Below are 25,363 nucleotides of genomic sequence, written 5' to 3' on the forward strand. Positions count from 1 at the left end.
GGAGCAGTACCCAGAGGATTATATGTTTTTTCATAAAAAAATATTTGAAAGGATGAAACAAAGGCACTATGTAATGCAGTGATTTACTCGATTTTAGCGTTTCCTTTTTAGGGAAATCAATTCAGTACTTCGCCGACGCCCACCCCAAGCTGCAGGAGCTGCGCCCCGGTGAAATAGCCTTCTTCCAGGGCTACCATGTCAAGGCGCAGGGCTTCATTTTTGCCGCACGCTACCCAGATGCCGGCCGCCGCATCTGCGTGGAGCACCGTACCGGGGGGCACCGGGCCGGTGGCGGCGTTGGGGTGGGGCAGCACGCTCAGCAGGCGCAGCGGCTGGCCGCGCAGGGTGGTGAGCGCGCCCCGGTTCCAGGGGTTGGCAGCGCGCACCAGTCGTTCAATGGCCGCAGCCGGCTCCGTCCAGCGCACCGATACGTCGGCCAGGGCCGGGCGCGGCCAGTAGCGGGCCCGGGCCTCGTCCTGGGGCACGGGCGCCAGGGGCGGCCCCTCGCCGCGCAGGCTGGCCAGCAGGCGCAGGGCCACGGGGGCGGCCTGCAGCGCCAGGCGGGCCCGGTGCAGCCCGTGCGTATCGGCCGGCCCGATGGGTACGGGCTCGGCCAGTAGCACGGGGCCGGTGTCAAAGTCGGCGTCCATGCGGTGCACGGTCACAGCGCCGGCTGGTTCGCCGTTGCGCAGCTGCCAGAACAGGGGCTCGGGACCGCGGTAGCCGGGCAGGGCGGCCAAGTGAAAATTGAGGAAGCCCAGCGGCGGCACCGCCAGCAGCGCCGCCGGAATGCGCCAGGGCAGCGTAAACACCAGCACGGCGGCCGGCTGCAGCTCCTGCAGCCAGGCCGCCAGTTCCGTCGCCAGCCGGGGCCGGGCCAGGCGCACCACGGGCAGGCCCAGCGTGGCGGCCTGCCCCGCCAGCTGCTCGGTGGCATCGAGCGGGGCGCAGCGGGGCACGGCCACGCCCGCCACGGCGCCCTGGGCCGCCAGGGCCTGGAGAGCAGGCCAGCCCAGCTCGTTGCTGATGATAACGGCTACTTGCATGTGGTAGGAAGCAGGAAAGCCCGCCGCCAATAAACCGCGCCGGCCACCGGCAGCAGACGGGCTGCTACCCAGGCCGGCGCGGTTTATTGGCGGCGGAGCCAAAGGATTAGCCGCGCGAAGGGAAGATGCCTGTTATGGCAATGGCGTAGTTCATTGCCATCAGCGGCTGGCGGTTTTCGTGGGGCTGGCTGCCCCCGCTGTTGTCCGTGTTGCCCGTAAACTGCCCGCCCAGGGTCGTGTTGGCCGAGCCATTGGCGTACTGGTTGCCTTGGTTGAGAGGGGGAGCCGGATACGAATTGGATGGGGAGGTGCCGTCGGCCGAGTCCGCTGTCTTCACCGTGCCCGAGAAGGGGTGCACGTGCGCCGGAATCTGGTTGGCGTTCAGCGCTACCGATTCGGTGCCGGCCACTTGGCCCGGCACGTAGTTGGTGCCGCTGGCCGTCGACTGGCCCTGGCCCAGAATCACGCGGCCGCGCAGGTCGGGCAGCTTGAACGTGGTCACGCCGTCGCCGCCGTAGGTGGTGCCGAGCAGCGAAAATAGGGCCTGGTTCTGGCTAACGGGCAATGTCTGGCCCTGGCAGAGCAGCCAGCCTTTCGGAGGAAAAACGAAGCTCATGAGGCGAATCTCGCCGAGGAATATACCGTCCATATGATGGGGAGCTGATACGAGGTGGGAGAGAAGAAACTACTGTTGCGACGGGTAGATGCCGTACAGGGCGATGATGTAGTTCAGCGCCAGCACGGGCTGGATGTTGAGGTGCGGCGCGCTGCTGCCCACCGGGGTGGTTTGGCCGGTCACGGAGCCGGGGGCCAGGGTGGCATTCGCTCCCCCCGCCGGGCTGGCGTATTCACTTGCTCCATTGCTCCCGAACTGGTTGTTGACGGGCGTATTGGCGGGTGTGCCGCCGTTCATCGCGCTGATGGTGCTGCTGACCGGGTGCGTATGCGTCGCCATGTTCAGGGTGGTCAGCGTCACGTTCTCCACGCCCGCACTCATCCCCATCGGGTAATTGGTGCCCGTGGCGGCCACCCCCTGGCCTACCACCACCCGGCTCTGCAGGTTGGGCAGGGCAAAGGTCGTTTGCCCGTCGCCGCCGTAGGTCGTGCCGACCAGCTGAAACAGCGCGGGATTTTCACTGATATTGACCAGGCTGCCGTTGCAAAACGCCCAGCCTTCCGGGGCGAAGTTGCCGGCAAAAACGCGGATTTCACCAACGTAGTTATCCATAAGAAAAGCTGTTTAAATGTCAGGGGTTAGGAACGGGGCGGGAAAACGCCCACCAGGCAGATGATGTAGTTCATGGTCAGGTAGGGCATCATGTTGCTGTGCGCCTGCCCGCCCCCGCCTGGGCCGGAGGTACCCTTGATAATGCCCTGGCCCATCGTTTTGCTGCCGGCTTCTTCCCCGTACTGGCTGACGGAGGTCGTAGCCAGAAAATTATTGTCGGGAGTGCCCTTGTCCGCCAGGCCATCGAAAGCCGGCAGCGTGCCGGTGATGGTGTGGAGGTGGGCCGGAATCTGTGTCATATCCAGCGTGACGCCCTCACTGCCTACGGCCGCGCCCTGCGGGTACACCGATAGCCCCGGGCCCTTGCCCGCGTTGATGATGGCCCGGCCGCAGAGGTTCGGCAGGGCGAAGGTGGTCGTGCCATTGCCGCCGTACGTCGTGCCCAGAATCGAGAACAGGGCCGTATTCGACCGGATTTGCATAATCTGGCCCTGGCATAAGGCCCAGTTCTGCGGCGCGAAATTGAACCCGACGGCACGGATTTCGCCTACGTAAGCTTCCATGTAAGAATGAAGTGAAGAGGGTGAAAAAATGGAATGAAAAGGCTTTTGCCGGGGCAAAAGCAATGAAAGCAACCAAGTGCTGCGTGGCAGCGGCGGACGTATAAGCCAGTGCTGGCCGCACGTGGCCGAAAGCCCTGTCGGTTTTACTAGCCGGTCCTGCCCGCTTCTTTTAGTGCGCACATAAAATCACGCTGTCGATTTTGTGCAAGCTTGCAGCATTCCCGGTTTGATGCCTCATATCATTGGCTTGCCCAGCCACATGGCGCGGCAGGGCAGCCGGTTTCGGCATGATGCCAATGCGGTGGGCAGCGCCGTGGTAGAACGCGTTGAGCGGGGCCAAAGTAGCGGGTAGAATCATCGGGTGGAAATGAGGCGATGAGGAAGGCGGCATAAAGGTACACGCCGGAATCATACTGCAAATAGCTTCGTCATTATTTAATCTTATTCGCTGTTGGTCAAAGCCTTTATGCACCAATTTAGCAGCAAAAAAGAAATTTAGCGTACCAGTCATGGGCGGGGCCAGCATTGGTTTTAGCAAGTTATGTCCTGAAAACATCCAAGTGTTAACAGCCCACAAAGTAAGGCCCGTACCAACCGCCGCAATAGCGTAGAAATACCTGATTTTCCGAGCCGCTCAATTTATTTTTTGCCCGTTCGAAAACAACAAAACACCGAAAAGCCCCGGCCGCTGTGGGGGCCGGGGCTTTTCGGTGTTTTGCGGAAATAGCGGGCGGCAGCCCTAGCCAAGAGCCGTCACGCCGGGCAGTTCTTTGCCTTCCATGTACTCCAGCAGCGCGCCGCCGCCGGTGCTGATGTAGCTCACCTGGTCGCCGAAGCCGAGCTGCTGCACCGCCGCGGCCGAGTCGCCACCGCCGATGAGCGAGTAGGCACCGGCCGCCGTGGCTTCGGCAATGGCTTGGGCCACGTACTCGGTGCCGAGCGAGAAGTTGCTCATTTCGAATACGCCCATCGGGCCGTTCCAGAGGATGGTTTTGCTCTGGCGGATAACTTCGGCGAAGGCCTCGCGCGAGTCGGGGCCGAGGTCGAGGCCCATCCAGCCGTCGGGGATGCTGGTGTTGGCGGCCACGTCCACGTTGGCGTCGTTAGCGAATTTGTCGGCGATGAGCGAGTCGGACGGCAGCATCAGGTTCACGCCCTTGTCTTTGGCTTTCTGGATGAGCTGGCGGGCCAGGTCCACCTTGTCGGCCTCCAGCAGCGAGCTGCCGACGTGGCCGTTTTCGGCCACGGCAAAGGTGTAGGCCATGCCGCCACCAATGAGGAGGTTGTCCACTTTATCGAGCAGCTTTTCGATGATGAGAATCTTGTCCGAAATCTTGGCCCCGCCCATGATGGCGGTGAAGGGCCGCTCGGCATTCTCCAGCACCTTTTTGGCGTTGTCGATTTCGGACTGCAGCAGGTAGCCGCCCACGCGGTCCTGCGGAGCGAAGGAGCTGGCCATGACGGCGGTGGAAGCGTGGGCGCGGTGGGCGGTGCCGAAGGCATCGTTCACGTACACGTTGCCAAGGGCGGCCAGCTTGGCGGCGAAAGCCGGGTCGCCGGCTTCCTCTTCCTTATAGAAGCGCACGTTGTCCATGAGCAGCACCTGGCCGGGCTGCAGCGCGGCGGCTTTCTGGGCAGCCTCGGCCCCCAGCACGTCGCCGCCGAACTGTACTTCGCGGCCATATTCCTGCGAGAGGCGCGCCACGAGGGCTTCGAGGGAGTACTTCTGCTCGTAGCCGCCCTTGGGCCGGCCCAAGTGCGAGAGCAGCACCACGGAGCCGCCGTCGTTCAGGATTTTCATCACCGAGCGGGTGGCCATGCGGATGCGCGTGTCGTCGGTGATGCGCAGGTCCTTGTCGAGCGGCACGTTGAAATCGACGCGCATCACGGCGCGCTTGCCGGCAAAATTATAGGTATCGAGGGTGTTCATGGTGTTTTGGGGACTTGGGGTGATGATGGCGCAAAAGTGCAGCGCTTTCATAGATTTACCTGCTTACCGGCAAAACTCATTCAGGGTTGGGCGTGCGGTGGTAGCGGACCAGCGCTTCAATCGGGGTTTCCAGAATCTGGCCCACGGCCATGCCGTGACGGGTGGCCGCAGCGGCCAGCGCAGCCCTGAAATGGTAGCCGATGGAGCCTACACAGTTGAAGGTATAATTTTGATAATCGGGATAATGCGTGACGATTTGCGCAAAAAAAGAATCGAACGCCTCCCCTACCACTGCCTGACAATAGGGCTCGGCATAATGCTCGCCGGCAAAGCGGGCGAAGCCGGCCAGGAAGCGGTTGGGTGAGGGCTGATTGTAGAGGCGGTCCAGCACTTCGCTGATTTCGCCCAGCTGATAAGTGGCTTTGAACTGGTCGGCCAGGCCCGCAGGCAGACGGCCGCGCAGGTAGTCACGCAGCAATACCCGGCCGATGGATGTGCCCGAGCCTTCATCACCCAACGAGTAGCCCAACGACTCGACCATCTGCGTAATCCGCTGGCCATCATACAAACAGGAATTGGTGCCCGTACCCAGAATGGCTGCGAAGCCCGGCTGCCGGCCCAGCAGCGCCCGCGCCGCCGCCAGCAGGTCTTCGGCCACCTGCACCTGCCGCGCCTGCGGAAACACCTGCCGCAGTGCACCGGCCACTATCTCCGCTTTAGCTGGCGAAAGCACCCCCGAACCGTAATAATAAATGGCGCTGATGGGGGCCTGGCGCACCGCTGCCGGCACGCTCCGCGCCAGCGAGGCGGCAATAGCGGGCGTATCCCAGAAATAGGGATTGTAGCCTTCGGTGCGGAAGTAGATGGGGTTGGCATGGTCCAGCAGGCACCAGCTGCAAGTGGTCGAGCCGCCGTCGGCGAGGAGTAGCATAGTGAAGCGAAAGTACGCGGGAGCTGGCGGCTGGGTGTATCTTTCGCCGTCTCATTTCCCCTCTTTATTATGTCGTCTCGCCGGAAATTTCTGCACACTTCCGCCGCCGGGCTGGCCGGACTAGCGGCAGCCCCACTCGCCGCTGTGGCCCTGCCGGCCGCCCCGGCCCTGGGCAAACCCATCGTGATTTCGACCTGGGACGCGGGCGTGAATGCCAACAAAGGCGCGTGGCGCATCTTGGGGCCCGGCGGCTACGCCCTCGACGCCGTGGAGGCCGGCGTGATGGTGACCGAGGCCGAACAAGGCTGCTGCGTGGGCCTGGGCGGCAACCCCGACCGCGACGGCGTCGTGACGCTCGACGCCTGCATCATGGACGAAAAATTCAACTGCGGCGGCGTGGCGGCCTTGGAGCGCATCAAGCACCCCATCAGCGTGGCGCGGCGCGTGATGGAGCGCACGCCGCACGTGCTGCTGGTGGGCGAGGGTGCGCAGCAGTTTGCTATGGCGCAAGGCTTTCCGCTGGAGCCGCGCAAGCTGAGCGCCGATGCGGAAAAGGCCTACAAAAAGTGGCTCGAGACCAGCCAGTACAAGCCCGTCGTCAACATCGAGAACTCCAAAATCCGCACCAATGGCCCCGTGGGCGGCCCGCAGAACCACGACACCATCGCCATGCTGGCCCTCGATGCGCAGGGCCGCATCTGCGGCAGCTGCACCACCAGCGGCATGGCCTTCAAGATGCGCGGCCGGGTGGGCGACTCGCCCCTCATCGGCTCCGGGCTGTTTGTGGACCCGGCCGTAGGGGCCGCCGCCGCTACCGGCCAGGGCGAGGACGTGGTGCGCATCGCGGGTGCCCACACCGTGGTGGAGCTCATGCGCCAGGGCCGCTCGCCACAGGCCGCCTGCCAGGAGGCGATTGGGCGCATTGCCGCCATCAAAGGCGTGAAGGCGAAGGACATCCAAGTGGCCTTCATCGCCCTCAACAACCAGGGCCAGACGGGAGCATACGCCCTGCAAAAGGGCTTCAATTTCACGGTGAGCACCACTGATGCGCCAGTGCTGCGCGACAGCGAGTTTTTGCTAAAATGACCCGAATCCTGGAAATCTGCGCGGGGTCGCTGGCCTCGGCCCGGGCGTCACAGGCGGGCGGCGCGCACCGCATCGAGCTGTGTCAGAACCTGGAGCAGGGTGGCATCACGCCTTCCTACGGCCTGATTCGGGCGGTGCGGGCGCAGCTTCAGATTCCGGTATTTGTGCTGATTCGGCCCCGGCCGGGCGGCTTCGTGTATGATGCCGAGGAGCTGGCCATCATGCGGGCTGATATTGAAATGTGCCGCCAGCTGGGCTGCGCGGGCGTGGTACTGGGCGCGCTGGATGCTGCCGGCCACGTGGATATGGATGCCTGCCAAGGCCTCATTGAGGTTGCCGGGAATCTGCAAGTCACCTTTCACCGCGCCTTTGACGCCTGCCCCGACCAGTCCCAGGCACTGGAGGATATTATTGCTCTAGGCTGCCAGCGTGTGCTGACTTCGGGCGGGCAGCCCACAGCATTTGCGGGGCAGGAGCAGCTGGCGGCACTGGTAGCGCAGGCGGCCGGGCGCATCAGCGTGATGCCGGGCGCGGGTATCACGGAAGCTAACATTCAGGCGCTTGCCACCCGCACCGGAGCGCGGGAGTTTCATGCCAGCGCCAAGCGGCTGGTGCCGGCCGACCCGGCTGCCGGGTTATTTCAGACCGAACGTTTTGAGACGGATGCGGTTTTGGTGGCCGGGCTTGTGGCGTAGCTGTAGCGCGGACTTTTAGTCCGCGAGCGGCGGTTGTTCACCCGCGGACTAAAAGTCCGCGCTACGGGTTCTTACCTTTGCCACACTTATGAAAATCGGTATTTTTTTCGGAGGCACTTCGCGCGAGCGGGAAATTTCTTTCGCCGGCGGCCGCACCGTGTTTGATAACCTTGACAAGGCGCTGTTTCAGCCCGTGCCCATCTTCGTCGATAGCCTGGGGCAGTTCATTCTGCTCGACTGGCAGTTTATTTACAAAGGCACCATTCGGGACTTTTACCCGCCGGTGAGTTCGCAGCCGCCTTCGCTGCACCATTTGCAGGTCTACATCGAAAGCCTGGGCGAGCTGAGCCACGACGAGAAGTTCGAGGCCATTGCCAAGGTGGGCCGCAAGATTGACGCCGAGCAGCTGCCGCTGCTGATGGATTTCGCCTTCCTGGCCCTGCACGGGCCGGGCGGCGAGGACGGCGCCATTCAGGGCCTGCTGGAGTGGCTGGGCATTCCGTACTCGGGTTCCGGCATTCTGCCTTCGGCGTTTGGCATTGATAAAATCGCGCAGAAAAATCTACTGAAAGCGCTGGGCCGGCCCACGCCCGATTTCCGCGTCATCACGGCCGAGGAATGGGACCGCACCGACCACGCCGCCACCCTCTCCTACCTAGTGCGCGAGCTGGGCCTGCCGTTGGTGCTGAAAGCGCCGCGCCAGGGCTCCAGCATCGGCGTGAGCATTCTGAAAACCGATGAGTTAGCCAAGTTTGAGGCGGCCATTGACAAAAGCCTATTCCGCAAAATCGTGACGCGGGCCGACTGGCAGCGCCTCGGCGAGCAGGACCAGATTGCCTGGGTGCAGCACCTCACGGACATCCGCGAAGGCATCGGCCTACCGGTGGTTCTCGATGACGAAACCGCGCCCATTTACCACCCCGAAACGCTGCTCTTCACCCTAAATGAGCGGCTGGAAACCGCCGAGGAAGTACGCCTGACTAACATCGATGGCGAAACCCAGGTGCTAGTGGAAAGCTTCGTGGCCGGCCGCGAGTTCTCGTGCATCGTGGTGGAAGACCCGGATGGCGCACCACTGGCCCTCCCTCCTACCGAGATTGTGAAGGGCGAGGAGATGTTCGACTACCGCTCGAAATACCTGCCCGGCCTGGCCCGCAAGGTCACACCGATTGACTTGCCGGAGGATAAAATCCAGGAAATCCGCGAAGCCTGCGAGGAGATGTTCCGCACGTTCGGCTTCCAGGTTTATGCGCGGTTGGATGGCTTTGTGGGGCACGATGGCCGGCTGTTTCTCAATGACCCGAACACGACTTCGGGCATGCTGCCGGCTTCGTTCTTCTTCCATCAGGCGGCCGAAATCGGGCTGAACCCGTCGCAGTTTCTCACCTACCTCATTCGCACCTCGCTGGCGGCCCGCCGCCGCGCCGGCCTGCGCCCGGTGAAGCTGGGGACGCTGTTGGAGCAACTGGATACGGCCGTGGCCGGCCGCCAGCACGAGGCCACCGAGCGCATCCGCGTGGCGGTGATAATGGGCGGCTACTCGTCGGAGCGCCACATTTCAGTGGAAAGCGGGCGCAACATTTATGAGAAGCTGAGCTCGTCGGCCAAGTACGCGCCGGTGCCGGTGTTCCTCACCGGCTCGGCCCAGGAGCACAAGCTCTACGTGCTGCCCGTGAACGTGATGCTGAAGGACAACGCCGACGACATCCGCGAGAAAATTGAGCACGCCGAGGCCGGCGAGGCCCCGCATCCCATCCTGGCCCGCATCCGGCAGGAGGCTAGTGTTATCACCAGCACCTACGCCGGGCAGGCGCTGGCCCAGCCGCGCCGCATCTCGTTCGAGGAGTTGGCGGATATGGTCGATGAAGTCTTCATCGCCCTGCACGGCCGGCCCGGCGAGGACGGCGCGCTACAGCAGGAGTTGGAAAGCTTCAACCTGCCCTACAACGGCTCGGGCGTGGCCAGCAGCAGCGTCACCATCAATAAATTCGAAACCAACAAGCGCCTGCGCGAAGCCGGCCTGCTGGTGGCCGAGCACCGCATGGCTACCAAGCTGGAGTGGCAGGCCGACGCCGAAAGCTTCTACCGCTCACTCGAAACGCAGTTTCCCTACCCCTTCATCGCCAAGCCCGCCGACGACGGCTGCTCCTCGGCGGTGAAAAAAATTAAGAACCGCGCGGAGCTCGAAGCTTTCAGCCAACTCATCTTCCGCACCGACGAAGACCTCATGCCCGGCCCGGCCGAAGTGCTGCACCTGGGCTTCAAGGAGGAATTCCCCCGCAAGGATGCCTTCTTGGTCGAAACCCTCATCAGCCGCGACGGGGCGGCGCATTTCCTCGAAATCACGGGTGGCCTGCTCACTTCTTATGATGAGGACGGCCTGCTCGACATCGAAGTTTTTGAGGCCAGCGAGGCCCTGGCCACCGGCGAGGTGCTGAGCCTGGAGGAGAAATTCCTGGCCGGCGAAGGCCAGAACATCACCCCCGCCCGCTACGACGTGGACCCCGTGGAGCGCCAGCGCATCTCGAACGAGGTGAAGGCCGTGCTGCGCCGCGTGGCCGAAGTGCTCGACATCCAGGGCTACGCCCGGATTGACGCCTTCGTGCGCGTGCGCCAGGAGGGCGAGGTGGAGGTGCTCATCATCGAGGTAAACTCACTGCCGGGCATGACGCCGGCCACCTGCATTTTCCACCAGACGGCGCTGGCCGGCTACACGCCCTACCAGTTCATCGACCGGATTCTGGAGTTTGGCAAGGCACGGGCTGAAAAGGCCGTTGCGCAATAAAAGGTCGTCATTGACCGTCATGCAGAGCGCAGCGAAGCATCTTGTCCGCCATCAGTAATTCCTTCAATTGAATTGCGTTGAGCGGTAAAGATGCTTCGCTGCGCTCTGCATGACGGGCGATTATGACGTTCTTTGGACTCCCAATTACAATACCCACGTTACCCATTCAATGGCTTTCCTCACCTCCAATACTCCGCTCGACGTTGTGAAGCACCTCGTGCTCATTGCCGTGGCGGGCCTGCTACTCGTGCTGGGCTTTTTCTACGTGTACCTGCCCGTGAGCACGCACCACGGCGAAACCATCACCGTGCCCAAAGTGACGGGCATGAACGTGGCCGACCTGGAGAAATATCTCGAAGAGCGCAACCTGAACTACTTCGTGGACGACTCCAGCTACAGCCCTAACATCCGCCCCTTCACCGTGCTGGTGCAGGACCCCGCGCCGGGCGAAAAGGTGAAGGAAGGCCGCAAAATCTACCTCCAGGTGAGCATGAAAAACCCGCCGGTGATTAAGATGCCCAAGCTCACCGACGGCTCTTCCAAGAATGCCATGCTCATCCTCAAAAGCTACGACCTCGTGGTGGGCCAGATTCAGTTGGTGCCCGACCTGGCATCCGGCGCGGTGCTGAAGCAACTGGTGAACGGTAAGGAAATCGCGCCCGGCGCGCCCATCGCCAAAGGCACAAAAGTGGACCTCGTGGTGGGCGACGGCCAGGGCAACCAAACCTTCGCCGTGCCCAACCTTATCAATATGCCCGAGGATGAAGCCATTACGCTACTCGTAGGCCAGGGCCTGCAAAAGGGCGAAGTCTTTGAGCAGCCCGCCGAAGAAGGCCAGGTGGCGGGCACCGTGGTGCGCCAGCGCCCCGTGGCTGGCCCCGATGCCACCATCCGCATGGGCCAGCTGGTGGATATCTGGGTAGCGAAGTAAGCTATTAATTTTCAGCGCAAAGCGGTGCTTTGCGTCGCCGCGCCCGTGCAAGTTTTTTCGCCGGCTCGGCGGCGCGGGGCACCGCTTCGTCGTAATGCACTTTTCCGGACGCTTTGGTCGTTAGGCCCTCAAAATCCTACTAATCTTATGATGACACGATTCCACACGTTGTCCCGCCTGCTACTGCCGGCGCTGCTGCTGAGTGCGGGCACGGCCGCCGCCCAACTCTCCCCTTCCGAGCCCCTGCTGGCCGACCCAAGCCGGGCGGCTTACGCGCCTACGGCCGCCGCCCACACCCAGATGTACCGCACCACGGCGCTGGCCCTGCCTTTCTTCGACGACTTTACCACGCCGCTCAACGGAAACCCCAACCCGCTGAAATGGATGCCCACGGGCGGTGCCTTCGTGAGCAACCGCCTGGCCATTCAGCCCCTCACCCGCGGGGCCGCCACCCTCGACGCCCTGCGCGCCGATGGCCAGAACTACAGCGGCCAGGTGAATATTGTGTACGGGGCCCTCGATTCGCTGGTATCGCAACCCATCAACCTGGGCGGCCTCACCATCAACGATAAAGTGGCCCTCAGCTTTGCCTGGCAGGCCGGCAGCGTAGTGAGCGCCCCCGGGGCCAACGGCGGCACCACGCCCGTGCGCCTGGAGCTATTTGTGAGAACCGATGCCAACCTCTGGGAGCGGGTCTGGATGTACAATGCCCAGCGGGTGCGCACCGGCTTCCGGCAGCAGGTGGTGCTGCTGGAACAAGCCAAATACCTGCATGGCAATTTCCAATTCATGTTCATCGCCACCGGCAACAGCTCCGAAAACCGCGACAACTGGAGCGTGGACTACATCCTGCTGGACCGGGGCCGCACCGCCGGCCTGGCCGACACCACGTTTCTGGATTCGGGGGCTGGGGGCGGCCTCACCGGGGGCATTCCGGCGGGCGGCATGCGCAGCCCTTTGCGCCGCTTTTCGTCGATGCCGGTCTGGCAATTCAACGCCGCCACGCCGCCCAGCAGCGAGCTGGCGGCCAACCTCGGCGTGAACTACAGCAACCTGCGCAGCAGCCTGGCCCCCCTCAACGTGAACGTGCTGGGCACCGTGCAGCAGCTACCCACCGGCCCGGTTATCGGCACCTGGCTGCAGCGGAGCCTGCCCCTGAGCACGCTGCCCCGCCTCACGCCCGTGACCGGCGCGGCCAGCGCCGTGCCCCTGCCCACTACCCCCGATGCCAAGCGCCTGCGCTACACCATGGCCCTGAACTCGCAGGAGCAAAACCCGCTCACGCTGCCCAACGACACCATTTTCCGGGACGTGGAGCTGGCCAATTACTACGCCTATGACGACGGCAGCGCCGAAGGCTCTACCTACCTGCCCCCCTTCGCCAGCGGCCCGCCGCTGGCCTTCGCCTACCGCTTCGACCTGAACCAGCCCGACTACGTGCGCGGCCTGCGCCTGTACCCGGTTTACCCCGCCTCCAGCGTGACCAGCGGCACCCGGACCTTCGATTTCGATGCCCGCCCCGTCACCATCAGCGTGTGGCCTGATGCCAACGGCCGCCCCGCCGCCACCGCCCGGGCTTCCAAAACGGCCACCATCCCGGCTTCTTCTGCGGCTAATATTCCGACCGGCGCGCAGTACTATCAGATTGATTTCGACCAGCCCGTGCCGGTATCGGGCATTTTCTACGTGGGCTTTTCGCAGCCCTCCACCTCAGCCGGCCGCTTCCTGCCCTACGCCGTCGACTACAACAACGGCTTCCCGGCCCAGCACCTGCTGGTCCGCGACAACGCCGGCGTGTGGGACACCACCAATTTCATCTCCGGCCGCGGGGCCCTCATGATGCGCCCCGTGATGACCAACAACGTGGCCACCGCCACCACCGCCGGCCACGTCGCCGCAGCCTACAGCCTCTACCCCAACCCCGCTCACGGCACCGTGAGCATTGCCGGACCGGGCTTTGCGCGGGCCGCCCTGCTCGATGCCCTCGGCCGCGTGGTGTGGGAGCAGCCCGCCGCCCAGGCCGGCAATGCCACCCTGCCCCTGCCCGCGCTACCTGCCGGCCTATACACCGTCCGCCTAACCCTGGCCGACGGCCGCACCATCGGCCGCAAGCTGGTGCTGGAATAGCTGCTGCCATTCAATAAATAAAAAAGCCGCCCGGACAATCCGGACGGCTTTTTTATTGGGACAAGGAGTCTGATTTGGCAGAATTACTTGGCCGGCATCAGTACGGTGTCAACTACGTGCGTTACGCCGTTGCTCGACACCACGTTCGGGATGGTTACGGTGGCCATGCCGCCTTTGGCGTCTTTCAGCATCACGCTGCTGCCGGATTTCATCACCGTCAGTTGCTCGCCTTCCACGGTGGTCAGTACCTGGCCGTCTTTGAGGTCGGCGGCCATGAGGCGGCCGGGCACTACGTGGTAGGTGAGGATTTTGGTGAGCGTGGGCTTCATCTCGGGCGTCACCAGCGAGTTCACGGTGCCGGCGGGCAGCTTATCGAAGGCCGCATTGGTGGGCGCAAACACGGTGAAGGGCCCGGCACTTTTCAGGGTTTCAACTAGGCCAGCGGCTTTCACGGCCGCTACCAGGGTGGTGTGGTCGGCGCTGCCGCCGGCATTATCCACAATGTCTTTATCGGGGGTCATCATGGCCCCGCCCACCATCACTCCGCCGGTGCTGGTGGTGGTGCTCATGGCATCGCCAGTCATGACCATTTCGCCTTTGCGGGGCGTGGTTTTGGACTTCATTTTATCGCCGGCATCCGACTTGCCTTTCACTTTCATCTTGCCATCGTCGGCCATTTTGGTCTTCGTCGTCATGCCGTCGGCTTTCGTCTTGGTCTTTTCAGCGTCACTTTTGGTTTTCATATCCTGCGCGAAGGCGGTGGCCGAGCAGGCGATAGTCAGGGCGAGGGCCGCGAAGAATGGTTTCGTGTTCATGGTGGTGGGAGTTGGAGTGAGAGAAATAGTTGTTATCCAGCCTATACGGCAGCGAAGCAGCATTGGGTTTTACACTTCGGTACTCATTTGCATAAATAGTTTATATATAATATATAAAATAAATATCATTTAAAAAGCATTCATTCCCCTGATTTTCACCGGTGCTTCAAGCGCCCCAACCCTGTACAATGTCCACCCAACAGCGGATAAAATAAAAAACCCCATTTCCAGCTTGGAAATGGGGTTTTTAGTGGTGATGCTAGGAATCGAACCTAGATCAAGAGCTTCGGAAACTCTCATACTATCCGTTGTACGACATCACCAGGTCTGGATAGGACTGCAAAAGTAGCCGCAAAAGCCTCGGCAGCCAAATACCGGGGCCGTTTTTCTACTCGACAGTTGCTTCTGTGCACTAACCGAAAAGCCCAAAAAAGCCTCGCCGATACTATATCGGCGAGGCTCTTAATTTCGAAGCGTCAACGGCTTAGGCAGTGGCCAGCACTTCTTTCACGCGGGCAGCGGCGTCTTTCAGCAGGGTAGCCGAATAAACCTTCAGGCCGCTCTCGTCGATGATGCGGGCACCTTCTTCGGCGTTGGTCCCTTGCAGGCGCACGATGATGGGCACACGGATGTCGCCGATTTTCTTGTAGGCTTCCACCACGCCGTTCGCCACCCGGTCGCAGCGCACGATGCCGCCGAAGATGTTAATCAGGATGGCCTTCACGTTCGGGTCCTTCAGGATGATGCGGAAGCCCGCTTCAACCGTCTGGGCATTGGCTCCACCCCCTACGTCGAGGAAGTTGGCGGGCTCGCCACCCGAAAGCTTGATGATGTCCATGGTGGCCATGGCCAGGCCGGCACCGTTCACCATGCAGCCCACGTTGCCGTCGAGCTTTACATAGTTCAGGTTGTTCTGGCTGGCTTCTACTTCCAGGGGGTCTTCCTCGTTGAAGTCGCGCAGGGCCACGAAATCCTTGTGACGGTACAGGGCGTTTTCGTCCAGCGTCACCTTGGCGTCCACGGCCAGGATTTTGTTGTCCGACGTTTTCAGCACCGGGTTGATTTCGAACATGCTGGAATCGGTTTCGTCGTAAGCCTTGTACAGGGCGGTTACGAACTTCACCATTTCCTTCTGCGCCTCACCTTCGAGGCCCAGGTTGAAGGCAATTTTACGAGCCTGGAAGCCTTGCAGGCCCACGGCGGGGTCCACGTGCTCGTGGTGGATTTTCTCGGGGTGCGCCTCGGCCACTTCCTCGATGTCCATGCCACCCTCGGTGGTGTAGATGATGACGTTTTTGCCCAACGCACGGTCCAGCAGCACACTCATGTAGTACTCCTTCGGCTCCGAAGCGCCGGGGTAGTACACGTCCTGTGCCACGAGCACCTTGTTCACCAGGCGGCCTTCAGGGCCGGTTTGCTTGGTGATGAGCTGCATGCCAATGATGTCCTTGGCAATGTCTTTCACCTTGTCGATGCCTTTGGCGAGCTTCACTCCGCCCCCTTTGCCCCGGCCTCCGGCGTGGATTTGCGCCTTGATGACGTACCAGCTGGTGCCGGTGTCGGCGGTCAGTTTCTCGGCGGCGGCCACGGCCTCCTCGGGAGTGTCGGCCACGATGCCTTCCTGCACGCGGACGCCGTATTTTTTCAGGATTTCTTTGCCCTGATATTCGTGAATGTTCATAAAAACGGGTAAGGGGTGGTTTTGAGCTACGCGACCTTGCGGTTGGTGGCACGAAAGTACGGCGGCCGGCCCTGATTGTAGCAAACGAATGCGCGTGGCGCGAATTTACTGCCCGTACCAGCGGGCCAAAACGGCCTCGGCGGGCTTGTGCTGGGGCGTAAAGTCGGCGTGGCGGCGGGCCGGGCCATCGGCTTGCAAGCCCGGGTACCACTTCCAGATAAACATGCCTTTGAGCCACGGTAGCCCCCAGCAGGCCCGGAACAATGCCTCGTAGCAGCGGGCCTGGGTGGCCTCGTCGGGCGTTTGCAGCATGGCCGTGCGCTCGGGCCATTCCCAAGGCCGGGCGGCGGCATCGGGGGTGGTTTTATAGCCCACTTCGGTGAAGACTACCGGCTTTTTGATTTTTTTCTGCCATCGGGCCAGCTTTTGCAGGTGCGGTTGCCAGCCTATTAGTAATGTATCAAGCGACGGACTAGCAGCCACGCTCAGCGGGAAATAGGCCTGAATGCCCACGTAGTCCAACGCGTCCCAGAACCGGATTTGCTCGTACTCGCCGCTCCAGTTGGCGGCGTAGGTGAGCGGGCCGTGATACACCCGCCGAATCTGGCGAATGAGGCTGCGCCAGGCCTTTTCGTGGGCGGGCTCGGTGGCGTGCTGCAACTCAGTGCCGATGCACAACCCGTCCAGGTGCGCGGCCTCGGCCAGCGCGGCGTAGTGCAGCATAAAGGTGGCGTAACTGGCAAACCACGCATCCCAGGCGGCCGGGCTAGTCATATTAATATCGCCGGGCCAGGTGCTGCGGCCCCGCACCCACAGGTGCGGCTTGAGCAGCGTGCGGATGCCGTGCGACCGGGCCAACCGGGCGGTGGAGGCAATGCCGGCGTCGCTTTCGCCCCACAGGCCGAAGCGGCCACCGGGCCGGGCAGTGTGCATTTGCACGGCCGGCTCGGCGGCACCTGCCTGCCAGCCGAAAGGCATCTGGGCAATCCAGCCGACGTGGTCGCGCAGCAGCGGGGCTAGGTCGGCCTCGGTCACAGAATCGCCGCCCACCCAGCTCACGCCGCGCAGCCGCAGACTGTCTGACGCCACCGCACCCTGACCACGCGGCGCAAATGCCGCCCCAAAGGCCGACGGCATCGTGGCCAAATCCTGGGCTTGGCGGGCGGTTTCGGCAGGGCTGGGGGCGCGGCGCGGCCAGTGCAACAGGCCCAGCAACGGCAGCAGGGCCAGTAAAACCAGCGGCCACCAGCGGCGCACCGAAGAAATAGGAAGCGGCATGGAAGGAAAATGCGTCAAGGCGGGGAATCGGTTTGCGCTTAATTGGCTGGCTACGTATAAGACGCGGCATGGCACCGCCCGGATTGTGCGTAGCTTTGCCACTACCGCATCACTCACGTCTATCGCTGCCCGCCGTTGCTGCAAGCTATCAACATTCACAAGAGCTACAATTCCCTGAACGTACTCAAGGGCATCGATTTGACGATTGAAAAGTCGGAAATCGTGAGCATTGTCGGTTCCTCGGGGGCCGGCAAGAGCACGCTGCTGCACATTCTGGGCACGCTGGATTCGCCGGATTCGGGCGATATCCTGTTCGATGGCGAGTCGGTGAGCTCGCTGGGACGCAACGATTTGGCCCGGTTTCGCAACCGGCACATCGGCTTCATTTTCCAGTTTCACAACCTGCTGCCCGAGTTCACGGCCCTCGAAAACGTGTGCCTGCCTGCCTACCTGGCCGGCCGCTCCGAAAAAGAAGTGCGCGTGCGGGCCCGCGAGCTGCTCGGGATGCTGAACATGGAATTCCGCGCCGACCACAAGCCCAGCGAAATGAGCGGCGGCGAGCAACAGCGCGTGTCCGTGGCCCGCGCCCTGATTAATTCGCCCGAAATCATTTTCGCCGACGAGCCCAGCGGCAACCTCGACACCAAAAACGCCCAGGAGCTGCACCAGATTTTCTTCCTGCTGCGCAAGGAGCTGGGCCAGACCTTCGTCATCGTGACGCACAACGACCAGCTGGCCGAAATGGCCGACCGCAAGATTGTGATGCGCGACGGCCACATTCTGGAAGGCGGCTAAGGGCCGTTTTTCAGTCGAGAACTAAACAAAAGAACGTCAGGCTGTGCCCGCCGTCGCCCTCCTGCAATAGGGCGGCCGGTAGGTTTAGCCTGACGTTCTGGTTTTATTTGGGGCGGCCCTTAGGGCGCGGCTACGTACCACTTATCGCCGGAATCGTCGAAATCGTGGCCTTCGGCGTGGCCGCGGGTGGCGTTGTCGCCGGCATAGTAGTAGAGCGGGTGGCCTTTGTAGGTGAGCTGCTCGCGGGTGCTGGTGGTGTTGCCATAAGGCCCGGCGGTAGTGCTGGGGTCGCGGGTGATGGTGGCAAAATCAGTCGTTTTCAGGGTTGAAGGCGCAACCGGTGCGCTCAGGTAGAAGGCGGGCCAGATGGCGGCGCAGCCCCCCATGCAGTTGGTGGGCTGGGTGGTGGGGCTGCTGTTATCCTTGGCGAAGTAGTACAGGGTGCGGCCCTGACCGTCCACGAGGAAGGTTTTACTGGCCACGACGTGCGTGGTTTTATCCTCCACGTTTTTGCTGGCCAGCATGACGTTGTAGGCCGGGTTCACCACGTGCCAGATGCCGCCGATGGCATTGCCGCCGGTGAGGCCGGGGGCTTCACGGGTGTTTGCGCCGCTGGTAGCCGGGGCGTAGTAGTAGAGCGGCCAGCCTTTGTAGGTGGTTTGCGGGCGGCCGTCGGTGGTGTTCTTGGTGGCGAAATCGGCCGCTTTCAGGGCTTTGGGCACTTTCACGCTGGCTTCGTAGTACACTGGCCACTGAGGGTTGCAGGTGGCGCTGGTGCAGGTGTTGGTGCCGTCGATGTCGCGGGCGAAGAAGTAGAGCGTGTTGCCGTTGGCATCGGTGAGGTAATTGCCAAGCGTGGCCGAGGTAGCCACTTTCACGTTGGCCACGGCATCGGGGTCGTCGGGCGTGTTGGTGGAGTCCTTTTTGCAGCTGACAACCACCAGGCTCAGCAGGCACAGCAGGGCCAGCCCCAGGCTAAGCGACCACAGGCGCAACGATGGAGAATTTATTGATTTTTGCATGACTTGTAAGGTGTAAGAAGTTGGTGTAAAATGGTTTGCAGCAAGAATTTCAAGGAGAAACAGGCACAGAAAAACCCACACTCCCCCGGCCGGCAAAGCCGGGGAGCAGTCACGGCAGCGCCGGAGGCAGAAAAAAATCGGGGAAATGCAGCAGGCAGCGCCAGGAGCAGCCGGAAACGCAGCGCCGGGTTCCCAGGCCGGGCGCGGTTTGGTCGGCTTTGCTGAGCGCGTCTCCACGCGGGCTTTGGGATGGCCTGCGGGCGTCGGGGGTACAACTACCTACTCGGAGCGGGCCGGCAAAAGGTTGTTTGAGGGGTTATAAAATCAGCGAGCCCTCCCACCGCCTCCCCGCTTCAGGCCGACGGGCCGGCGGCTGGACTGTCGGCCTGAAGCCATTTTTTATCGGCACGCGGCTTATCCCAAGTATATTAGTTTTAAATTATTTTGCTAATGTAGTCAAACACCTGATATACAACAATAAAATTTACCAATATTTTTGGCAATTGTGGCACGTTTCTTTCTAGCTTTGGGTTATAAACCCGAACATCAGTTGGACACATTACTAAAGAACAAAGCCATGAACGAGGCCCCCAAAACCACCAAGGACATTACCAAAAAAGTTAAAGTCGAGAGCTACGACATTGCCCGCTCCGATGAAACGCTGGATTTGGCGAAGGACCTCGCTAAGTTCATTAAGGATAACAAGCTCACGACCAACGTACAAGGCAAGGAGTTTGTGAACGTGGAGGGCTGGCAGTACGCCGGTTCGCGCCTGGGCATCGTGCCCATCGTGGAGCACGTCATCAACGTGAGCAGCCCCGAGGAAATGAAGTATCAGGCCAAAGTGACGCTGTTTGACCTGCGCCACGGCACCACGGTGGGAGCAGGATTCGCGGTGTGCTCGAACAAGGAGAGCGGCAAGAAATTCTACCAGGAATTTGCCATCATGAGCATGGCCCAGACCCGCGCCATCGGCAAAGCCTACCGCAACTGCCTGGCTTGGATTATCCGCGCCGCTGGCTACGAGCCCACGCCCGCTGAGGAAATGGACTACAACACCAATACCCACGCGGTGGCCGCCGCGCCGGCTCCGGTTGCTGCTGCAGTAGGCCAAGCCGTGCCTACCATGCAGGTGTTGCCCGCCGAAGCGCCGGCCGCAACGGCTGAAGCTCCTGCTGCTGCGCCCGTGCAGTACGCCACGGCCTCGCAGAAGGAGGAAATCATCCGTCTGCTGAATCATCCGGTCATCACTCGTCCCGAGAAGACCAAGATGCTTCTCAACATCAACCGCCTCGATGAGGAGCGTGCGGTGCAGGCCATTGCCAAGCTGCGCAAAGCCATTGACGACCGTGAGAACGGCGAGAAAGCAGCTGCCTAATTAATTGTTCTTTCTTTCTTCTACCAGCCCGGTGCCGTGAGGTGCCGGGCTTTTTTGTGGCTGCTTGCTTCTTTGAACTGGGTGAACCGCCAGCCGGCCTGAACTTGTGCGGGGCGACTGGGTTATGGTCACGATTTTCGGTGGTAGCAGTTGCCATAGGGCCTTGCTGCTGCAACAATCCGGTTATAACGTTTAATCAACAGGCAGAAAGACAGATGAAATCTACCCTCCTATTTACGGCCGCGCTGGCCGTTTTCGCGGTTCGGGCGCAAGCCCAAACGACTACTGCGGCCACTACACGTACGGCGGCTGACCAGATTGCAACCAAAAAAGGTCCGCTTACGGTGCAGCCGATAACGCACGGCAGCATCGTGTTTACGTGGAATGGCAAAACCATTTACGTGGACCCCTACGGCGGGGCTGCGGCCTATGCCGGGTTGGCCGCGCCCGATGTTATCCTCATCACCGACATTCACGGCGACCACTTGGACCCGCAAACGCTGGCGGGCCTCTCCGTGGGCAAGGCCCTAATGGTGGTGCCGAAAGCCGTGGCCGAGAAGCTGCCGGCGGAGTACAAGTCGCAGGTCCGTATCATGAGCAACGGCCAGCGGCTCGACACGCTGGGCCTGACGGTTTCGGCCATCCCGATGTACAACCTGCCCGAAGCGACCGATGCGCCGCATACCAAAGGCCGGGGCAATGGCTATGTGCTGAACCTGGGAGGCAAGAATGTGTACCTGTCCGGCGACACTGAAGATATCCCCGAAATGCGCGCCCTCAAAGGCATCGACGTGGCGTTTGTGTGCATGAACCTGCCCTACACCATGGATGTGAACCAGGCCGCGCAGGGCGTGCTGGCCTTCAAGCCGGGCATTGTGTACCCGTACCACTACCGGGGCCAGAACGGCCTGAGTGACGTGGAAAGCTTCAAAAAGCAGGTAAATGCAGGCAACAAAAAGATTGATGTGCGGCTGCGCAACTGGTACCCGGCGGCCAAGTAAGTGCGCGTAACTTCGCAAAAAAAACGTCCGGTCAAGCCAGTGGCTTAACCGGACGTTTTTGCGTTTTGATGCACAACACGCAGTCGGTTAAACCATGTAAAACTCCCAGGAGATGCGGTCGGGGTCTTTAAATGCCACGTACTTCATCGGAGCCACGGTGTCCATTTTGACGCCGGTGTTCTCCACCCCGGCGGCCTGTAAGGCATCGGCGACCCGGTGCAGCTCGGCCTCGTCTTCGCAGGCAATGGCGATGTGGTCGAGGCCCACGTTGAAGGGCGTGAAAGTGCCGCCCCCGGGATGGGTGGGCTGCGCCTGCTTGAAGCCGATAAACGTGCTTCCGACCAGAAAGCCCAGGATTTCGGGTGTATCGAGCGCGATGGGCAAGCCCAGCAAGTCGTGGTAAAAGGCCTTAGCGCGGGCAAAATCGGTGGTGCGCAGGGCAACGTGCGCCAAGCCTTTGGTTTTTGGTTGAATGGCCATGAACAAGAAGAGAGTAAGCGTTGGCTCTGTTGAACGGTAAAGCGGAGATAGTGGCTGACCAGCCCACCGAACAAACTGCCCACTATTAGCGGGTGTCGGGTAGCATCGGTCAGCCGTAACTTCGCACCATGTCCTCCACCCCTACCGAAACCTCGCCCCTGGCCCTTTTGAGGGAGCATTGGGGGCACACGGCGTTCCGGCCGGGACAGGAAGAAATCATTGATTCCGTACTGAAAGGACACGATACGCTGGCGCTGCTGCCCACGGGCGGCGGCAAGAGCATCTGCTTCCAAGTGCCGGCGCTGGCGCGACCGGGCATCTGCATTGTGGTGTCGCCGCTGATTGCGCTGATGAAGGACCAGGTGGACAACCTGCGCAAGCGCGGGCTGAAAGCCGAAGCCATTTACGCGGGCATGAGCCACCAGGAAATCGACCATGCGCTGGACAACTGCGTGTACGGCCGCAGCGTGAAATTCCTATACGTGAGCCCCGAGCGGCTGCTCACGGAGCTGTTCCAGGTGCGGGTGGCGAAGATGAACGTGGGCCTGCTGGCCGTGGATGAAGCGCACTGCCTTTCGCAGTGGGGCTACGATTTCCGGCCGCCCTACCTGCGCATTGCCGAGCTACGCGAGAAGCTGCCGCCGGGCACGCCCGTCATCGCCCTCACGGCCACGGCCACGGCCCAGGTGCAGGCCGATATCGTGGAGAAACTGGAGTTCGGGCCAGGTTCGGGGGTATTTCGGCAGAGCTTTGCGCGGCCCAAGCTCTCGTACTCGGTGCTGCACACCGAGGACAAGCTGCGCCGGCTGCTGGAAGTGGTGCGCGGCGTGGGGCCGAACAAAACCGCCATTGTGTACGCCCGCACGCGGCGGCAGACGGAGGACACGGCGGCATTTTTGCAGCAGCACCGGTTTGCGGCGGCGGCCTACCACGCGGGCCTGCCCTCGGAGAAGCGCACCCAAGTGCAGCAGGACTGGATTGCCGACAAAGTCCGCCTGATTGTGGCCACCAACGCCTTCGGCATGGGCATCGATAAGCCCGATGTGCGCCTCGTGGCCCACCTCGATGCGCCCGATACGCTGGAGGCCTACTACCAGGAAGCCGGCCGCGCCGGGCGCGATGGCCAGTACGCCTTCGCCGTGCTGCTGGCCGGCCCCAACGATGCCGACGAGTTGCGCCGCCGCACCAGCCAGTCGTTTCCGCCGCTGGATACGGTGCGGCGCGTGTACCAGGCACTGGCCAACTACTCCAGCACGGCGGTGGGCGGCGGCGAGCTGGCGGCGTTTGAGTTCGACATTCAGCAGTTTGCCGAAACCTACCGCATCAAGGCGGTGGACGCGCACAATTCGCTCAAGATTTTGCAGCGCGAAGGCTTTGTACAGCTGAATGAGGCCGTGAACCAGCCGGCGCGGGTGCACCTGATTATGAGCCACCAGGATTTGTACGCCTTCCAGGTGGCCAATGCGCAGCACGATTTGCTGATAAAGGCGCTGCTGCGGCTACACGGTGGCGAGCTATTTTCTGACTTTCAGACCATCTCGGAGAATTCGCTGGCCACGCACCTGCGCCGCAGCGTGGTGGAAGTGCGCCAGCAGTTGCGCTACCTGCACACGGCCGGCATATTGCACTACCAGCCCAAGCAGGAATCGCCGCAGGCCATGTTCACCACGCCGCGCTTCGATGCGCCCAAGCTGCCCATCGACCAAGTGCGCATGACCGCCGCCCGCGACCTGGCCCGCGCCAAAACCCACGCCGTGGGCCAGTACCTGAGTGGCACCCGCTGCCGCCAGATTCTGCTGCTCACATATTTTGATGAGGCTGACCCGGCCCGCTGCGGCGTGTGCGACATTTGTTTGGCCGAGAAAAAAGCCGCGCAGGCCGCCGCCCAGGCCCCGTCGCTGCGCGAGCCGCTGCTGGCGCACATTCGGCAGGCGGCCGTATCGCCGCGCGAGTTGCTGGCCGCGTTTCCGCCCGCGCAGGCGGCGGCCATCACGGCGGCCGTGCGTGAGATGGTGGACCGGGGCGAGCTGGCGTATGCGGCCGATGGGCGGCTGGTGGTGCCGTAGAGACGCATATTTGCGTCTCGTCTTCCGGGCCGCGTGGCCCAGTCGTTCATCAACACCGTTCAACGACGAGACGCAAATATGCGTCTCTACATCGTTCTATCCCCATGACTTTTCTCCATTGGCTGGCCGTGTTGCCTCTTTTCGCGGCCCTCGTTAGTGATGATGCGCCCACCCCGGCCAACCCCGGCCGGCTGGAGCATCTGGCCGATTTCCCCTCCAAATTTGTGAAGGCCCGCAATGTGGATGTGTGGCTGCCCGAGGGCTACCCGCAGCCTGGCACCCGCTACGCCGTGGTGTACATGCAGGACGGCCAGAACCTCTTCGACCCCAAAAACGCCTACGGCGGCGTGGCCTGGGAAGTGGATAGCACGCTGGCCGCCCTGGGGCCAGCCGTGCGCCCGTGCATCGTGGTGGGCATCTGGAATACCGACCGGCGCTTTCCCGAATACACGCCGGCCAAGCCCTACGCGGCCATGAGCGCCGCCCACCGCGCCCAGATTGAGCAGGAGCGGCCGGGCGCACCGCTCTCCGATGCGTACCTGAAATTTGTGGTACAGGAACTGAAGCCCTACGTGGATAAGCACTTCCAGACCTCGCCCCGGCGGGCCGATACGTTCGTGGCCGGCTCTAGCATGGGCGGCCTGATTTCGCTGTACGCGGCGCTGGAATACCCCAAAGTGTTTGGCGGGGCAGCGTGTTTCTCCACGCACTGGCCGCTGAGTTTAAAGGAGAATACGTCGGACTTCACCACGGCGATGGTGCAGTATCTGAATAAGCAGCTGCCCCGCAGTGGCCAGCCCAAACTGTATTTCGACCACGGCTCGGCCACGCTGGATGCGTGGTATGAGCCGCACCAGTTGCGCATCGACAGCGTCATACGGGCTCACGGCTACGGCCCCGGCAACTGGCTAAGCCGGAGCTTTCCCGGCGCGGCCCACAACGAGGCCGCGTGGAAAAAGCGGGTGGGGCCGGCGCTGCAGTTTCTGCTGAGGCGGTAGAAACGAGTAGGGTGCGGGGCTTGCCCCCGCCCGTCGTTGAACGATGATTCTGTTCAACGACGGGCGGGGGCAAGCCCCGCACCCTACTTAATTAACCGGCCGAATACTCGGTGAACCCGCCCAGCAGATTCCGCACGTTGGTGAAGCCCTGCTGGGTGAGGTAGGCTTTGGCTTGCGAGGAGCGGGCGCCGCTTTTGCAGTGCACGATGACTTCCTGGTCCTTCCACGCGTCGAGGTCGTCGAGCTTGTCGGGCAGGGAGCTGAGGGGGATGTTCTGGGCGGTGTCGATGCGGCCTTCTTCGTACTCCCAGGGCTCGCGCACGTCGATGAGGTTCGGGGTTTCGCCGGCTTGCAGGCGCTGGCGGAGTTCGGTGGTGGTGATGTCGGCCATGAGAATAGGGCGGGGTGAGTTGGAGGGAATTGCGGGGGCAAAAGTACGGCCGAAGTCTTCTTGGTTTCGTAATGGGCGGGGCTTCAGCCACCCGGTTTGAATCCATTATCTTTACTGCTTCCCTCTGCCCCCGCGC

Annotated in this window: 23 protein-coding genes and 1 tRNA gene; 10 read left to right on the forward strand and 14 right to left on the reverse strand. The window is 62.1% G+C overall.

Going from position 1 to position 25,363, the window contains the following annotated elements; genetic code table 11:
- Positions 1-116: 116 nt before the first annotated feature.
- From AAFH49_RS06090 to AAFH49_RS06120, 7 genes are all read right to left on the reverse strand, one after another.
- Positions 117-1,046, reverse strand: a complete 930-nt coding sequence (locus AAFH49_RS06090; protein ID WP_342296620.1) for a methionyl-tRNA formyltransferase — start codon at positions 1,044-1,046, stop codon at positions 117-119.
- Positions 1,047-1,152: 106 nt separating this feature from the next.
- Entirely contained in the window at positions 1,153-1,695 is a 543-nt protein-coding gene (locus AAFH49_RS06095; RefSeq protein WP_342296622.1) for a phage tail protein, read from the reverse strand.
- Between the two features lie 36 nt (positions 1,696-1,731).
- Entirely contained in the window at positions 1,732-2,274 is a 543-nt protein-coding gene (locus AAFH49_RS06100) for a phage tail protein (RefSeq protein ID WP_342296624.1), read from the reverse strand.
- Positions 2,275-2,300: 26 nt separating this feature from the next.
- Positions 2,301-2,837 carry a phage tail protein gene (locus tag AAFH49_RS06105; RefSeq protein WP_342296625.1) on the reverse strand — a complete coding sequence of 179 codons (537 nt, stop codon included), beginning with the start codon at positions 2,835-2,837 and terminating at the stop codon, positions 2,301-2,303.
- Positions 2,838-3,006: 169 nt separating this feature from the next.
- Complete coding sequence (locus AAFH49_RS06110; RefSeq protein ID WP_342296626.1) at positions 3,007-3,348, reverse strand: hypothetical protein; 342 nt, start codon at positions 3,346-3,348, stop codon at positions 3,007-3,009.
- Between the two features lie 228 nt (positions 3,349-3,576).
- Positions 3,577-4,767, reverse strand: coding sequence for a phosphoglycerate kinase (locus AAFH49_RS06115; protein ID WP_342296628.1), 1,191 nt, complete (start codon positions 4,765-4,767; stop codon positions 3,577-3,579).
- Positions 4,768-4,843: 76 nt separating this feature from the next.
- The gene (locus AAFH49_RS06120; RefSeq protein WP_342296629.1) at positions 4,844-5,698 is read right to left on the reverse strand and encodes an N-acetylglucosamine kinase; all 855 of its coding nucleotides are present in this window, start codon (positions 5,696-5,698) and stop codon (positions 4,844-4,846) included.
- Positions 5,699-5,767: 69 nt separating this feature from the next.
- On the opposite strand from AAFH49_RS06120, the gene AAFH49_RS06125 reads away from it, so the two are divergent.
- The 5 genes from AAFH49_RS06125 to AAFH49_RS06145 all read left to right on the forward strand — a co-directional run bounded on the left by AAFH49_RS06125 (position 5,768) and on the right by AAFH49_RS06145 (position 13,322).
- Positions 5,768-6,784 carry a glycosylasparaginase gene (locus tag AAFH49_RS06125; RefSeq protein ID WP_342296630.1) on the forward strand — a complete coding sequence of 339 codons (1,017 nt, stop codon included), beginning with the start codon at positions 5,768-5,770 and terminating at the stop codon, positions 6,782-6,784.
- The gene (locus tag AAFH49_RS06130; protein ID WP_342296631.1) at positions 6,781-7,479 is read left to right on the forward strand and encodes a copper homeostasis protein CutC; all 699 of its coding nucleotides are present in this window, start codon (positions 6,781-6,783) and stop codon (positions 7,477-7,479) included. Before AAFH49_RS06125 ends, AAFH49_RS06130 begins: the two co-directional genes overlap by 4 nt.
- Before the next feature lie 88 nt (positions 7,480-7,567).
- Complete coding sequence (locus AAFH49_RS06135) at positions 7,568-10,264, forward strand: D-alanine--D-alanine ligase family protein (RefSeq protein ID WP_342296632.1); 2,697 nt, start codon at positions 7,568-7,570, stop codon at positions 10,262-10,264.
- 169 nt (positions 10,265-10,433) lie between these two features.
- Positions 10,434-11,195, forward strand: coding sequence for a PASTA domain-containing protein (locus AAFH49_RS06140; RefSeq protein WP_342296633.1), 762 nt, complete (start codon positions 10,434-10,436; stop codon positions 11,193-11,195).
- A gap of 147 nt (positions 11,196-11,342) precedes the next feature.
- Positions 11,343-13,322, forward strand: a complete 1,980-nt coding sequence (locus tag AAFH49_RS06145) for a T9SS type A sorting domain-containing protein (protein ID WP_342296634.1) — start codon at positions 11,343-11,345, stop codon at positions 13,320-13,322.
- Between the two features lie 83 nt (positions 13,323-13,405).
- Here AAFH49_RS06145 and AAFH49_RS06150 read toward each other — a convergent pair whose 3' ends face one another.
- The 4 genes from AAFH49_RS06150 to AAFH49_RS06165 form a co-directional block, all read right to left on the reverse strand.
- Positions 13,406-13,912 carry a fasciclin domain-containing protein gene (locus AAFH49_RS06150; protein WP_425293319.1) on the reverse strand — a complete coding sequence of 169 codons (507 nt, stop codon included), beginning with the start codon at positions 13,910-13,912 and terminating at the stop codon, positions 13,406-13,408.
- A gap of 476 nt (positions 13,913-14,388) precedes the next feature.
- Positions 14,389-14,460, reverse strand: a tRNA-Arg gene (locus tag AAFH49_RS06155).
- A gap of 161 nt (positions 14,461-14,621) precedes the next feature.
- Complete coding sequence (sucC, locus tag AAFH49_RS06160) at positions 14,622-15,818, reverse strand: ADP-forming succinate--CoA ligase subunit beta (protein WP_342296636.1); 1,197 nt, start codon at positions 15,816-15,818, stop codon at positions 14,622-14,624.
- Between the two features lie 105 nt (positions 15,819-15,923).
- Positions 15,924-17,096 carry a glycoside hydrolase family 113 gene (locus tag AAFH49_RS06165; protein ID WP_342296637.1) on the reverse strand — a complete coding sequence of 391 codons (1,173 nt, stop codon included), beginning with the start codon at positions 17,094-17,096 and terminating at the stop codon, positions 15,924-15,926.
- A 135-nt stretch (positions 17,097-17,231) separates the two neighbouring features.
- On the opposite strand from AAFH49_RS06165, the gene AAFH49_RS06170 reads away from it, so the two are divergent.
- Positions 17,232-17,891, forward strand: coding sequence for an ABC transporter ATP-binding protein (locus tag AAFH49_RS06170; protein ID WP_342296638.1), 660 nt, complete (start codon positions 17,232-17,234; stop codon positions 17,889-17,891).
- Positions 17,892-18,010: 119 nt separating this feature from the next.
- On the opposite strand, the gene AAFH49_RS06175 is transcribed toward AAFH49_RS06170, so the two are convergent.
- On the reverse strand, positions 18,011-18,913 hold the full coding sequence (locus AAFH49_RS06175) for a COG4315 family predicted lipoprotein (protein ID WP_342296639.1): 903 nt from the start codon (positions 18,911-18,913) through the stop codon (positions 18,011-18,013).
- Between the two features lie 550 nt (positions 18,914-19,463).
- On the opposite strand from AAFH49_RS06175, the gene AAFH49_RS06180 reads away from it, so the two are divergent.
- Both AAFH49_RS06180 and AAFH49_RS06185 read left to right on the forward strand, forming a co-directional pair.
- On the forward strand, positions 19,464-20,291 hold the full coding sequence (locus AAFH49_RS06180; RefSeq protein WP_342296640.1) for a hypothetical protein: 828 nt from the start codon (positions 19,464-19,466) through the stop codon (positions 20,289-20,291).
- Between the two features lie 215 nt (positions 20,292-20,506).
- Positions 20,507-21,292 carry an MBL fold metallo-hydrolase gene (locus AAFH49_RS06185; RefSeq protein ID WP_342296641.1) on the forward strand — a complete coding sequence of 262 codons (786 nt, stop codon included), beginning with the start codon at positions 20,507-20,509 and terminating at the stop codon, positions 21,290-21,292.
- 87 nt (positions 21,293-21,379) lie between these two features.
- Here the strand turns inward: AAFH49_RS06185 and AAFH49_RS06190 are convergent, their stop codons facing one another.
- Entirely contained in the window at positions 21,380-21,772 is a 393-nt protein-coding gene (locus AAFH49_RS06190) for a VOC family protein (protein ID WP_342296642.1), read from the reverse strand.
- 128 nt (positions 21,773-21,900) lie between these two features.
- Between AAFH49_RS06190 and AAFH49_RS06195 the strand changes: the two genes are divergently transcribed.
- The gene (locus tag AAFH49_RS06195; protein WP_342296644.1) at positions 21,901-23,838 is read left to right on the forward strand and encodes a RecQ family ATP-dependent DNA helicase; all 1,938 of its coding nucleotides are present in this window, start codon (positions 21,901-21,903) and stop codon (positions 23,836-23,838) included.
- Between the two features lie 104 nt (positions 23,839-23,942).
- Complete coding sequence (locus tag AAFH49_RS06200) at positions 23,943-24,836, forward strand: alpha/beta hydrolase (protein WP_342296646.1); 894 nt, start codon at positions 23,943-23,945, stop codon at positions 24,834-24,836.
- 91 nt (positions 24,837-24,927) lie between these two features.
- Here the strand turns inward: AAFH49_RS06200 and AAFH49_RS06205 are convergent, their stop codons facing one another.
- Complete coding sequence (locus tag AAFH49_RS06205; protein WP_342296648.1) at positions 24,928-25,227, reverse strand: rhodanese-like domain-containing protein; 300 nt, start codon at positions 25,225-25,227, stop codon at positions 24,928-24,930.
- Positions 25,228-25,363: the final 136 nt, after the last annotated feature.

It is taken from the genome of Hymenobacter segetis (assembly GCF_038448715.1).
In the GTDB taxonomy this organism is placed as follows: Bacteria; Bacteroidota; Bacteroidia; order Cytophagales; family Hymenobacteraceae; genus Hymenobacter; species Hymenobacter segetis.

Bases quoted from the DNA above. Each gene is read 5' to 3' on its own strand.
- sucC (WP_342296636.1), bottom strand. From the start codon at position 15,818: ATGAACATTCACGAATATCAGGGCAAAGAAATCCTGAAAAAATACGGC.
- AAFH49_RS06140 (WP_342296633.1), top strand. From the start codon at position 10,434: ATGGCTTTCCTCACCTCCAATACTCCGCTCGACGTTGTGAAGCACCTC.
- AAFH49_RS06115 (WP_342296628.1), bottom strand. From the start codon at position 4,767: ATGAACACCCTCGATACCTATAATTTTGCCGGCAAGCGCGCCGTGATG.
- AAFH49_RS06165 (WP_342296637.1), bottom strand. From the start codon at position 17,096: ATGCCGCTTCCTATTTCTTCGGTGCGCCGCTGGTGGCCGCTGGTTTTA.
- AAFH49_RS06175 (WP_342296639.1), bottom strand. From the start codon at position 18,913: ATGCAAAAATCAATAAATTCTCCATCGTTGCGCCTGTGGTCGCTTAGC.
- AAFH49_RS06125 (WP_342296630.1), top strand. From the start codon at position 5,768: ATGTCGTCTCGCCGGAAATTTCTGCACACTTCCGCCGCCGGGCTGGCC.
- AAFH49_RS06190 (WP_342296642.1), bottom strand. From the start codon at position 21,772: ATGGCCATTCAACCAAAAACCAAAGGCTTGGCGCACGTTGCCCTGCGC.
- AAFH49_RS06200 (WP_342296646.1), top strand. From the start codon at position 23,943: ATGACTTTTCTCCATTGGCTGGCCGTGTTGCCTCTTTTCGCGGCCCTC.
- AAFH49_RS06135 (WP_342296632.1), top strand. From the start codon at position 7,568: ATGAAAATCGGTATTTTTTTCGGAGGCACTTCGCGCGAGCGGGAAATT.
- AAFH49_RS06105 (WP_342296625.1), bottom strand. From the start codon at position 2,837: ATGGAAGCTTACGTAGGCGAAATCCGTGCCGTCGGGTTCAATTTCGCG.
- AAFH49_RS06110 (WP_342296626.1), bottom strand. From the start codon at position 3,348: ATGACTGGTACGCTAAATTTCTTTTTTGCTGCTAAATTGGTGCATAAA.
- AAFH49_RS06100 (WP_342296624.1), bottom strand. From the start codon at position 2,274: ATGGATAACTACGTTGGTGAAATCCGCGTTTTTGCCGGCAACTTCGCC.
- AAFH49_RS06145 (WP_342296634.1), top strand. From the start codon at position 11,343: ATGATGACACGATTCCACACGTTGTCCCGCCTGCTACTGCCGGCGCTG.
- AAFH49_RS06090 (WP_342296620.1), bottom strand. From the start codon at position 1,046: ATGCAAGTAGCCGTTATCATCAGCAACGAGCTGGGCTGGCCTGCTCTC.
- AAFH49_RS06120 (WP_342296629.1), bottom strand. From the start codon at position 5,698: ATGCTACTCCTCGCCGACGGCGGCTCGACCACTTGCAGCTGGTGCCTG.
- AAFH49_RS06185 (WP_342296641.1), top strand. From the start codon at position 20,507: ATGAAATCTACCCTCCTATTTACGGCCGCGCTGGCCGTTTTCGCGGTT.
- AAFH49_RS06095 (WP_342296622.1), bottom strand. From the start codon at position 1,695: ATGGACGGTATATTCCTCGGCGAGATTCGCCTCATGAGCTTCGTTTTT.
- AAFH49_RS06150 (WP_425293319.1), bottom strand. From the start codon at position 13,912: ATGGTCATGACTGGCGATGCCATGAGCACCACCACCAGCACCGGCGGA.
- AAFH49_RS06205 (WP_342296648.1), bottom strand. From the start codon at position 25,227: ATGGCCGACATCACCACCACCGAACTCCGCCAGCGCCTGCAAGCCGGC.
- AAFH49_RS06130 (WP_342296631.1), top strand. From the start codon at position 6,781: ATGACCCGAATCCTGGAAATCTGCGCGGGGTCGCTGGCCTCGGCCCGG.
- AAFH49_RS06195 (WP_342296644.1), top strand. From the start codon at position 21,901: ATGTCCTCCACCCCTACCGAAACCTCGCCCCTGGCCCTTTTGAGGGAG.